Here is a 10,784-nt window from a genome sequence, read left to right on the forward strand (position 1 = left end):
AGCCCCACTCCTTGATCCGCACCCCTATTGCCGGGCGCTCTAAAGAGCAAGGCTGGTCACCCGGATGACGGCGACGGGACGGACGCGGGCAGCGCCCGCCCGTCGACAAGAGCCAGCACGTCCTCGCCGTAACGGTCGAGCTTGGCCTGGCCGATGCCGGGAATACCGGCGAGCTGCGCGACATCGGCGGGCCGGCGCTCGGCGATCGCCATCAGGGTCGCGTCGGTGAGCACCACGAATGCCGGCGCGCCCTGCTCCTTCGCCCGAGCTGACCGCCAGGCGCGCAGCCGCTCGAACAGCGCCTGGTCGACGTCGGCGGGGCAGTCCTCGCATCTGCCCACCCTGGCCGCCGGACCCGCCAACGGGCGTCCGCACACCCGGCAGCGGACCGCGGAGCGATTCCGTGACCGCTGCCCGCCGGTGCCGCGCTCGCCCGCGTCCCCCGTGCCCGCCCGAGCCGGCGCGCCCGGCGCCGCGGCCGGGCGCGGCATGAGCCCGTCAAGGAAATGCGAGGGCTTGCGGGATCTGCGACCGCCCTCGTTACGGGCCAGCGCCCACGACAGGGTCAGATGTTCCCGCGCCCGGGTGATACCGACGTAGAGCAGCCGACGCTCCTCCTCGATCTGCGCGGGGGTCTTGGCATGGATGATCGGCAACGTCCCCTCGACGAGACCGACGAGAAAGACCGCGTCCCACTCAAGGCCCTTTGCCGCGTGCAGGGAGGCGAGCGTCACCCCCTCCACTGTGGGGATGTGCTGGTGCGCGGCACGGTCAGCGAGATCTGCCACGAACCGCTCGAGAGATGCCCCGGGATCGGCCGCCACCATGTCATCGGCCAGGCGGGCGAGCGCGGCCAGGTTCTCCCATCGCTCCCGCTCGGCGCCCGAGCCATGCGGCGGGTCGTCCGAGCGCCATCCCACCGCGGCGAAGACGTCACTGACCTGGGCGACCAGGCCGTCCGGCTGGTCACCTTCGGCCGAGCGCAGCGCCGCCCGCAACAGTCGCACCGCCTCGATGACCTCAGGCCGGTCGAAGAAGCGCTCGCCGCCCCGGACCAGATAGGGGATGCCGGCGGCGGCGATCGCGCTCTCGTAGGCCTCGGACTGGGCGTTGACCCGGTACAGCACAGCCATCTCGCTGGCCGGCACGCCCGCGGCCAGGAGCGCGCGGATACGGCCGGCGATGGCGGCGGCCTCCTCGGGTTCGCTGTCGTGCTCGCTGAAGACCGGTACCGGGCCGTCCGGACGCTGCGCGAGGAGTTTCAGCGGCTCGGATGGGGCCGGCTGCCCGGCCGCGCCGGCACGCGCGATCAGCCCGTTGGCCAGCGCGACGACCTGCGGGGTGGAGCGGTAGTCACGCACGAGACGGACCACGTGCGCGGCTGGGAAGCGGCGGGGGAACTCCAGCAGGTGGCGCGGGGACGCCCCGGTGAACGAGTAGATCGTCTGATTCGCGTCCCCGACCACGCAGAGGCTGTCCCGCTCGCCGAGCCAGGCATCGAGCAGGCGCTGCTGCAGCGGGTTGACGTCCTGGTACTCGTCCACCACGAAGTGCCGGTACCGGGACCGCAGCTCGTCCGCGACCCAGCGATGCTCCTCGATCACCGCTGCCGCCAGCAGCAGCAGGTCGTCGAAGTCGCGCACGCCCGCGTCCCGCTTGACCGCCTCATACGCGGCGTACAGGTCGGCGATCACCTCCGCGGGATGCGTGGTCTCGCGCGCCGCGGCAGCCGCGGCGGCTGGGTAGTCCGCGGGGGTGAGCAGAGTCGCCTTGGCCCACTCGATCTCACCGGTGAGGTCCCGGAGCTCCGTCCGGCTCGGGGTGAGGCGCAGCCGGCTGGCGGCCCGCGCGACCAGCGCGATCTTGCTCTCCACGAGCCTGGGCAGCGCCGCTCCCGCCACCTTCGGCCAGAAGTACCCGAGCTGCCGCAACGCGGCCGCGTGGAAAGTTCTCGCCTGCACTCCGGCGGCACCGAGCGCCCGCAGCCGCCCCCGCAGCTCGCCCGCGGCACGCGTGGTGAAGGTCACAGCAAGGATCTGACCGGCTGGGAGTGCCCCCGTAGCGACCAGGAAGCCGATCCGATGGGTGATCGTCCGGGTCTTGCCCGTGCCCGCGCCAGCCAGGACGCAGACCGGGCCGATCGGGGCGAGCACGGCGGACCGCTGCTCCGGATCAAGCGTCTCGACCAACGCCTGAGCCTCACCCGCCACCGGCCGGGCGGGATCGTCATCCCTCGGTGGGACCCTCGAACCGGCCATAGAGGGGACCGTAGCCGTTCCCACCGACGGGAAGCGACACGGCCGCGCCGTGGTTATGAAGATTTGTTCCGCCATCGCGGCAGAAAGGGCTGTTCGTGCTAACGATCTACACGACATCGTGGTGCGGCTACTGCGTCCGCCTCAAGCGCCAGCTCGACGCGGCCGGGCTGGCGTACGTGACAGTCGACATCGAGGAGAACCCGGAAGCCGAGCGGATCGTCCGGACCGCGAACAACGGGAACGCAACGGTACCCACCGTTGTCTTCGCCGACGGCACCGCGTTGACGAACCCGAGCTTGCGCCAGGTTACCGAGAAGGTCGCTTCTGCCGCATAAAGGATACACAGAGCAACAGCTACCTTGATTTCCACGCTCACCGAACGCCCGTGGCACCAGATTGGAGGACGGTGTCCGTCACTGCCCGTGAAGTTTGTGGCAGAGTTCGGGCTGTGTCGTCAGTACCTTCAGCACGTATGTGGAGCGCGGTCGATGCCGCGCTGCAGGCCGCGGGTGCCGTCCACCGGATGGAAGCGACGGCCTTCGTGGCCCTGTCGGCCTCGACCGCGACCTACCGGCGGACGACGGGCGCTCTGCCCGGCCTCGCCGATGGCTTCACCCTGCCCCGGGGTGAAGCCATCGGCGCGCGGGTACTCGACGGCGCGCCCGTGGCTCTGAGCGAGGTGACCAGCGATCCGGCGGTCGCCGGCACGGACGAGCCGGCGCGGCTCGGGGTGCGCAGCTACGTCGCCGTCGCGGTCCTGGGTGGCGATGGCCGGTTACACGGCCTGCTGATCGGGCTGGATCGAGCGCAGGTCGCCCTCGCGCCATCCATGATCGTAATGCTGCGCGGCATTGCCGGTGCTCTCGGCACCGTCATGGACGATGCCGAGAGCACCGAGCCGGCCGAAGCCGGCGGGCGAACCGAGAACGGCCCGCCCGCACCGTCACCAGCGGAATCCGGCACAGCGGCGCGGCTGAGCCAGCCCGCCCGGCGGCGGCCGTCCCCAGGCGCGCCGGACAACGGGCCGTCCGCCGGCCGCCCCGAGGCCGAGATGCGCCTGCGTAGGTCGCCGGCCGGGTGGATCGTGGAAGGTCCGGGCGGTGACGTGCGGCCGGTCGGCGACCTGCTGTCCGCGATGGTCCTCGCCGATCTGCTTGCCGAGGATCTCGCGCCGCCTGGTCGGCCCCGGCGTCCCGATCATGATCCGACCGAGATCGAACGGCTGCGGCTGTCGGTCGTCCAGCTCGAGCATGCGCTGGCCTCACGGGTCATCGTCGAGCAGGCGATCGGAGTGCTTGCCGAACGTCACCGCATCCGTCCGAGGGAGGCGTTCGAACGGCTCCGCCGGACCGCCCGCGGCATGGGGCGGCGCGTGCACGAGCTGGCCCGGCAGGTGGTCGAGTCGGTCGCCGACCCGCGGGCGGTCCTGCCCGGAGAACTGGCCGGCCGGGGCGGTGCCAGCCCTCGACCGACACCGCCCCGGCCGAATCCGTCCCGCCGCTGACCGGGTGAGACCCGGTCAGCGGCAACGGCCAGCGGCCAGCGGCCAGCGACAACAGTCAGCGGTCAGCGGTCACGAGCTCGGTGAGGCCGCTGACCGCGGCGGAAATCTTCTCCGCGTCCCCGACCAGCACGGTCACCAGCTTTGACGGCGCCAGCACCCGTGCCGAGACCGCCAGCACGTCCTCGGGCGTCACGCCCTCGAGCGCCACGGGATGGTCACGCAGGTACTCGACGCCGATACCGGCGCCAGCCAACGCCGACAGCGTCGAGGCAAGCCCTACGGCGGTGGCCGTGGACAGCGCCAGTGTGCCGACGGCGTACTGGCGGGCCGCGTCCAGCTCATCAGCGGCCACCGGCAGCACAGCCATCCGCCCCAGCTCATAGAAGATCTCAAGCAGCGCCGGCGCGGTCACGTCCGTTGCCACGTCCGCGGTCACCGTGAAACGGGCTCCCGCGACCGGATAGTCGACCGAACTGCGTGGCGAGTAGGTGTAGCCCTTGTCCTCACGGATGTTGGACACCAGGCGTGAGCTGAAGTAGCCGCCGAAAACGGTGCTCGCGAGCCGCTGTGCGGCGTACGCGGGGTCGTGGCGGTCCACAGCCGGCCCGCCGATGCGGATGTTCGTCTGCACGGCACCGGGCCGATCAATAATCATGACGGGGCCGTGGACCAGCGCCGGCAACGGTGGCGTGGGATCGGCCCGCGTGCCGGCCCACCCGCCGAACGCCGCCTCGACCTGGTCGAGCGCGGCCCGCGGATCGACATCCCCGACAAGGGTCAGGATCGCACCCGCCGGTGACACGCGCTCGGCATGCAGGGCACGCACCTCGGCCTCGGTCACCGTGGCGACCACGTCCGGCGCGGGCGTGTCGCTGCCGTAGGGATGGTCGCCGTACAACCGGCGCAGCAGGCCCTCCCTGGCGATCACCGCGGGCTGGCTGCGGGCGATCGTGACCTCCTCGACGACCCGCTCCCGTTCACCGGAGAACTCGCTCGATGGGTAGACCGCCCCGGTGAGCACCTCGGCGATCAGATCGAGCAGGGGAACGAGATTGGTCGCGAGCGCGGAGCCGACGACGGCGAGCCGGTCCGCGTCCACCCCGGTCGAGAGCGCTCCGCCCAGCGCCTGGACGGCCGTGGCGAGCTCGACCCGGTCCCGCGACTGGGTACCGGTGAACAGGGTTTCGGCGAGCAGCTCGGCGCGGGCCTGATGCGCGGCGCCACGACCGGTGAACGGAATGCGCAGCCGCACCTCCACCAGTGGCACACTGGCCCGCCGGACCACCAGTACCCGCAGCCCGCCTGGCAGCATCCGCTCGGCCACCGCGGGAAGATCGGCCGCAACGGTCGGCGCCACCGGCGGGATACGAGCGGTCCCGGTGCCGCCGCGCAGATCAACCTGGCTCATGACGCCGCTCCGGCGCGCAGCTCCAGCACCGACCGGCCCTGAGCGCGCAACGCCGCCGCCGCCGCCCGCACCCCGTCCGAGGTCACCGCGCCGACCAGACCGGGCAGTTCGTTGATCAGTTCGGGACGGCCGCGGTGCAGCTCGAAGGCGGCCATGCCCAGCGCCCGGCCGAGCGCGTCGTCAGCCTCACGTAGCAGGCCTGAGACGATCCGGGCCTGCACGCGGGCGAGCTCGCCCGGTTCCAGGCCGTCAGCGGTGATGCGGTCGAGTTCCTCGTCCACCGCGGTGAGGATCGCCGCGCTGGACGACTCAGCCGGATGGCGCGCCTCGAAGGTGAGCAACAGCGGGTCCCGCTGGTCGAACGGGTCCCCGAAGGTGCCGAGGTAGGTACTGACACTGATCACTGATCGGTCCTTCTGCACGAGCCGCCGCTCCAGACGGCTTGCGTCACCGGCGGACAGGACATGGGTGAGCACGTCATAGGCCAGGAAGGCCGGTAGGTCCGCCGTGGGGTCGGGCACCCGGTAGCCGACGGCAAGCGCGGGCCGGGGGGCCAGCGGGTCGGTCAGGACAGCGCGCCGGTCCTCCGTACGCACCGGCTCGGCAAAACTCGGCCGGACCGGCACCGGACGGGGCGGGATCCCCGCGAAGTAACGATCGATCATCCTGAGCGCGTTCTCGGTGTCGAAGTCACCGACGACGGTGAGCACGGCGTTGCCAGGCGCGTAATACTTGTCGAAAAAGTCCTCGGCATCGTCCAGGCTCGCCGCCTGGAGCTCATGGAAGTCGCCGTAGCCGTTGTGCGTGTTCGGGAAGGTGTCGAACGCGACAGGTGGGAGCGTGATCCATGGAAAGCCGCCGTAGGGGCGGTTCATGACATTCACCCGGATCTCCTCCTGGACAACCGCGATCTGGTTGTCCAGGTTCTCCCGAGTGATCCGCGGAGCGCGCATCCGATCGGCTTCCAGGAACAGCGCGCGTTCCAGCGCCCCGGACGGCAACAACTCGTAGTAGTCGGTGTGATCCGGGTGTGTGGAGCCGTTGAACATGCCCCCGGCTGCCTGCACGTACTTCGGATGTTCGGCCTTCCCGACATTCTCGCTGCCCTGGAACATCAGATGCTCGAACAGGTGCGCGAAACCGGTACGGCCTTCGGGTTCGGAGCGGAAACCGACGTCGTAGTGGACAGCCACCGCGACGACCGGTGCCGTGTGATCCGGGGCCAGTACGACGCGCAGGCCGTTGGCGAGCGAGGTCTTCTCAACCGGATAGGAGGGCGCCGGCAGCGAAACGGCGATCGTGTTCGTCTCGGTACGAGGGGGCACGGTTGGCAACGCTACTGCTCCCGCGCCGTTGATGGTTCTGGTCCTGGATGATCCGCGCCACAAGGCCACAACCGCTGGGATCTGTTGCTTGCGAAGAATCCCGTCAGGGCTGGACCGGGGCTCCCATCGGCGGGCATGACCCGTCGATCAGCGCATGTTGCGGCTTCCCGCCGCCACCATGACCAGAACCGCGGCCACGGCGACCTGGAGAGCGAGGGTGAGAAGCCAGCTGGCGTCAATCCCCCTGGCCACGATCAGGCCGATCGCGGCGCCGACAAGCCCGACCAGAATGGTCATCAGGCAGCCGATAGCCTGCCGGCCCGGCACGACCAGACGCGCGAGAACGCCGATGATGACGCCGGTGACCACAGCGCTGAACAAACCGGTCGGCACGTCCACGATGCCTGATTATCCACTACGGCCGGCCGGAGGCAATGCCGGCCCGAAGCGCGGCCGGCCTTCCTCGCGACGGTCGATGAGACACCCTGGCAGCGTGACCACCCGGAGTAGAGTGCGCCCGATGCAAACTGTTCCAGGAGGACAGTTTCCTTCTGATCTAGCCGATATCCTGCGACTCGAGCTCGTAACCCTGAGCGATGACCTGATCGCGGCTATCGCGCGCGAGGTACCGGCGTACGCACGTCCGCTGGAAGGCTCCTTCGGCCGCGGTGTCCACCAGGGTGTTGAGGAGGCCCTGATGCGCTTCCTCACCGTGGTCGGCACGCACTCGTGCGGCCCGCCGGACCTGGCCACCAGCCGCGAGGTCTACGTCCGGCTGGGACGCGGCGAGTTCCGCGCCGGCCGCTCCCTGGACACGCTGCTCGGTGCCTACCGGGTCGGCGCCCGGGTCGCCTGGCGCCGGCTGGCGAACGCGGCGCAGCACAGCGGGCTGGACGCTGACGGGCTCGTGTCGCTGGCCGAGACGATGTTCGCCTATATCGACGGGATCTCCGGTGCTACCGCCGAGGGCTATGCGCTGGCGCAGTCCCAGGCGGCGAGCGAACGCGGCCGGCTGTGGGACCGGCTCGGCGAGCTGATGCTGTCGGGCGGTAGCCCGGTGACGATCGAACACACCGCTCGTGCCGCCTCCTACCGGCTGCCCGACATCCTCGCCGCGGTCATCGTGCCGGGGCCAGCGAACGCGGACACGAACGCGGACACGAGCGCGGACGGCCAGGAGGAGCGGGTGAACCACCGCGTCGGATGCCTGGCCCTGCCGCCCGACGCCCCCCGCGCCATCAAGGGTGATGACATCTGGATGTTCATCGGCGACCCGGCCGGCCCCGGCCGCCGGAGATGGCTTGAACGCGCGCTGGCGGGTCTCGGCGCCATCGTCGGCCCGGCCGTCCCGTGGCCCGAGGCGTCCGCGAGCGCGGCCAGAGCGGCCTTCGCCCGAGGCGTCCGTGACCGCGGCGCGCTGCCTGGAGCGCCGGACGGCCCCGGCGAGCCGTTGTTCACCGACGACCACCTGGCCCAGCTGCTGCTCGCCCAGGACCCGGCGCTGCTTGCCGACCTCACCAGCCGGCGGCTCGCCCCGCTGGACGGGCTGCCCGCCAAAGTCCGTGCGCGCCTGGCGGAGACCCTGTTGCTATGGCTGCGGCTGCGGGGGCAACGTGGCCGGATCGCGGCCGAGCTCCAGGTCCACCCGCAGACGATCCGTTACCGGTTGAACCAGCTGCGTGCCCTGTTCGGCGACGGCCTGGACGACCCGGACGTCCGCTTCGAACTTGAGCTCGTCCTGCGCGCCGACCCGTGCCGGTCACCGTGACGCCCTGGCGCGGCGGGTCATGCCCACGGGTATGCCAACCGGCGCCCAGGCTGGTCAGTCGCTGGCGGGAGTGGGCTTGGGACCGCTGCTGCGCATGTTGACGAAACGGCCGAGCAGATCGAACCAGAACGGCGCACCCAGCGAGAGCGCGAGCGCGGTGAGCAGCCACCCGAAGATCTTCAACGCCCAGCCACCCGTGTCATCGGGAATCCGCCGGGGATCCGAACGGTCGGCACCGGCCCCGCTCCACCCCAGCGGGAGGCGTAGCGCCGCCGCGTCCCGGACGGCGTTCACAGCCCGGTTCGCGGCTTCCCCGGCGCTGGCGGCGGGTGTGGCGGTCGCCGTGGCCGACACCAGCTCGGTGGACGCGGCCTCCACCGCGGCGGTCCGCAGCGACCGGTTCTCCCACAGCGCGTTGGTGAGAGCGACCGCGTCCAGGTTCAGCACCAGGGTGAGCAGCAACGCGTAGACGAACAGAAACCGCGTGACGCGCCTCTTGTACCAGCCCGACAGCCTGTCCATCGTGTCGTCGTACCATTCGGCGAGCTCGGCGATGATCCGGTCGCGGTCGTGGCCCGCGCGGGTGACGATGCCGATCAGCGCTGATCGGAGTGGGGCGTCCGCGGGCAGCTTGGCCACCTCGTCCAGCAGCGGCCCGACCGGTTCCGCGGCGGCGAGCCCGACGATCGACACGGCGATCCGGCGGCTTTCCTCGGTGGCCGCCGGGGAGGCGGCGAGCGCCTCGGACAGCGCGGCCGCGCTGACATCGGTCAGCGACCGGTGCGCCTCTCGCAGGGCCGGGAGCGCCGCGTCGGGGATCGTGAGGCGGTCCATCCGAGCGAGCAGCACCCGCGCGGGCGGTTCCAGCATGTCGAGCACGCCGCGCGCGAATGCCACCGACGGGATGTACGACGGCAGCCGCATCCGGCGGGCCCGCCGCCAGGCGCTGGCCGAGACCGGCGCGGTCCCTATGTCCGGCGCCTCTCCCGCATGCCTGCCCGAGCGCAGTCCCCGCAGCGGGCCGTCGAGGAGCTGGGCCGTCCGGCTGATGTCGACGGCGGCGGCCGTGCTGTCGACCGGCCGGTCGCCGAAGAGACGACGCAGCTCGGCCTCAAGCTGACGGCCGCGGTAGCACACCAGGCCGAACACGGTCTCGTTCAGGCGCGAGACCGCCACACTGCCGATGGCGAACACCAGGATGAGCCCGATCGGGACATCCACGATGGCGGAATCCGGCATGCCTTACCCCCGTTGCCAAACCGTCACGACCCACCCGGCCGGCGGACGCCGCTCGCCGGATCACGCGATCCGGACCCCGGCCGCACCCCGCGGGGCCACGCCCCTTATACCCGTTCCGGCGCTGAGAAGACTACTGTGCCCGCCTCTGGCACGTCCCGGATCGATACGCCCCGGATCGATAGGCCTCGGTCCGGCCCCGCCGGGTAAACACAGGAAATTCACAGGAATTACACGGCTGGCGCACGGATAGCACGGTCACTGTGTTTGCATGACTGCCATGGCGTTGCTCCCCGGCGGGCCGGCGTCCCCCGGCGGACCGGCCGACGACACGCACGAGCCGGCGCACGGGCCGGCGCACCAGGCGGCGCACCAGCCGGTGCGCCAGAACACGCGCCAGCTGCTCCCGGCGCTGCGCCGGGCGGACGGCACCGCGCTGCGGGTGCTCGTCGTCGACGACGAGCCCGCGCTGTCCGAACTGCTGGGGATGGCGCTGCGCTACGAGGGCTGGGAAGTCCGGATGGCCGCGGACGGGCTCGGCGCGGTACGCACGGCCCGGGAGTTCCGCCCGGACGCGGTGCTGCTCGACGTCATGCTGCCCGACATCGACGGTCTGGAGGTGCTGCGACGGCTGCGCGCGGAGGCATCCGACGTCCCGGTGCTGTTCCTGACCGCCCGGGACGCGGTGGAGGACCGCATCGCCGGGATCACCGCCGGTGGCGACGACTACGTGACCAAGCCGTTCAGCCTGGAGGAGGTCGTCGCCCGGCTGCGGGGCCTGATCCGCCGGGCCGGCGTCGCGGCCACGCGCACCTCCCCCGAGCTGACGGTCGGCGACCTGACCCTGGACGAGGACAGCCACGAGGTCCGGCGCGGGGACGACCTGATCGAGCTCACGGCCACCGAGTTCGAGCTCATGCGCTTCCTGATGCGCAACCCGCGCCGGGTGCTCAGCAAGAGCCAGATCCTCGACCGGGTCTGGAACTACGACTTCGGCGGCCAGGCCAACGTCGTCGAGCTCTACATCTCCTATCTCCGGAAGAAGATCGACGCCGGCCGCACGCCGATGATCCACACTGTGCGGGGCGCGGGCTACGTCCTGAAGCCTGGCGAGCATCGGCCATGAGCGGCGGCTGTGGGTAACAGGGCATGGCGCCTCGGGTGGTCACTGCGGGCCCGCCTGGTCACGGGCCTGGTCGGGCTGCTCGCGGCGGTGTGCCTGGTGGTGGGTGTCGTCACGGAGATAGCACTTCGCGACTATCTGGTGGGACGCCTCGACGGCCAG

Annotated in this window: 9 protein-coding genes; 4 read left to right on the forward strand and 5 right to left on the reverse strand. The window is 71.2% G+C overall.

The window, feature by feature from the left end; genetic code table 11:
- Positions 1-56 precede the first annotated feature (56 nt).
- Entirely contained in the window at positions 57-2,258 is a 2,202-nt protein-coding gene (locus MJ783_RS15975; protein WP_239345814.1) for an ATP-dependent DNA helicase UvrD2, read from the reverse strand.
- 95 nt (positions 2,259-2,353) lie between these two features.
- Between MJ783_RS15975 and MJ783_RS15980 the strand changes: the two genes are divergently transcribed.
- Together MJ783_RS15980 and MJ783_RS15985 are read left to right on the forward strand one after the other, a co-directional pair.
- Positions 2,354-2,593, forward strand: coding sequence for a mycoredoxin (locus MJ783_RS15980; RefSeq protein WP_239311241.1), 240 nt, complete (start codon positions 2,354-2,356; stop codon positions 2,591-2,593).
- Positions 2,594-2,730: 137 nt separating this feature from the next.
- Positions 2,731-3,762, forward strand: a complete 1,032-nt coding sequence (locus MJ783_RS15985) for an ANTAR domain-containing protein (RefSeq protein WP_239311242.1) — start codon at positions 2,731-2,733, stop codon at positions 3,760-3,762.
- 55 nt (positions 3,763-3,817) lie between these two features.
- On the opposite strand, the gene MJ783_RS15990 is transcribed toward MJ783_RS15985, so the two are convergent.
- The 3 genes from MJ783_RS15990 to MJ783_RS16000 form a co-directional block, all read right to left on the reverse strand.
- Positions 3,818-5,170, reverse strand: coding sequence for a pitrilysin family protein (locus MJ783_RS15990; protein WP_239311243.1), 1,353 nt, complete (start codon positions 5,168-5,170; stop codon positions 3,818-3,820).
- Entirely contained in the window at positions 5,167-6,468 is a 1,302-nt protein-coding gene (locus MJ783_RS15995; RefSeq protein WP_239311250.1) for a pitrilysin family protein, read from the reverse strand. Before MJ783_RS15995 ends, MJ783_RS15990 begins: the two co-directional genes overlap by 4 nt.
- Before the next feature lie 174 nt (positions 6,469-6,642).
- A complete protein-coding gene (locus MJ783_RS16000) occupies positions 6,643-6,894 on the reverse strand; it encodes a GlsB/YeaQ/YmgE family stress response membrane protein (RefSeq protein WP_239311244.1) in 252 nt (83 codons plus the stop codon).
- Positions 6,895-7,015: 121 nt separating this feature from the next.
- On the opposite strand from MJ783_RS16000, the gene MJ783_RS16005 reads away from it, so the two are divergent.
- On the forward strand, positions 7,016-8,263 hold the full coding sequence (locus tag MJ783_RS16005; RefSeq protein WP_239311245.1) for a helix-turn-helix domain-containing protein: 1,248 nt from the start codon (positions 7,016-7,018) through the stop codon (positions 8,261-8,263).
- Positions 8,264-8,317: 54 nt separating this feature from the next.
- Here MJ783_RS16005 and MJ783_RS16010 read toward each other — a convergent pair whose 3' ends face one another.
- Entirely contained in the window at positions 8,318-9,502 is a 1,185-nt protein-coding gene (locus tag MJ783_RS16010) for a hypothetical protein (protein WP_239311246.1), read from the reverse strand.
- 268 nt (positions 9,503-9,770) lie between these two features.
- Here MJ783_RS16010 and MJ783_RS16015 point away from each other — a divergent pair, with 268 nt between their 5' ends.
- Positions 9,771-10,625 (forward strand): response regulator transcription factor, encoded by an 855-nt coding sequence (locus tag MJ783_RS16015; RefSeq protein WP_370651650.1) that lies wholly within the window; start codon positions 9,771-9,773, stop codon positions 10,623-10,625.
- The last annotated feature ends 159 nt before the right edge of the window (positions 10,626-10,784 follow it).

The sequence above is a fragment of the Protofrankia sp. Cj3 genome (genome assembly GCF_917627355.1).
In the GTDB taxonomy this organism is placed as follows: Bacteria; Actinomycetota; Actinomycetes; order Frankiales; family Frankiaceae; genus Protofrankia.

Bases quoted from the DNA above. Each gene is read 5' to 3' on its own strand.
- MJ783_RS15990 (WP_239311243.1), bottom strand. From the start codon at position 5,170: ATGAGCCAGGTTGATCTGCGCGGCGGCACCGGGACCGCTCGTATCCCG.
- MJ783_RS16005 (WP_239311245.1), top strand. From the start codon at position 7,016: ATGCAAACTGTTCCAGGAGGACAGTTTCCTTCTGATCTAGCCGATATC.
- MJ783_RS16015 (WP_370651650.1), top strand. From the start codon at position 9,771: ATGACTGCCATGGCGTTGCTCCCCGGCGGGCCGGCGTCCCCCGGCGGA.
- MJ783_RS16010 (WP_239311246.1), bottom strand. From the start codon at position 9,502: ATGCCGGATTCCGCCATCGTGGATGTCCCGATCGGGCTCATCCTGGTG.
- MJ783_RS15985 (WP_239311242.1), top strand. From the start codon at position 2,731: ATGTGGAGCGCGGTCGATGCCGCGCTGCAGGCCGCGGGTGCCGTCCAC.
- MJ783_RS15975 (WP_239345814.1), bottom strand. From the start codon at position 2,258: ATGGCCGGTTCGAGGGTCCCACCGAGGGATGACGATCCCGCCCGGCCG.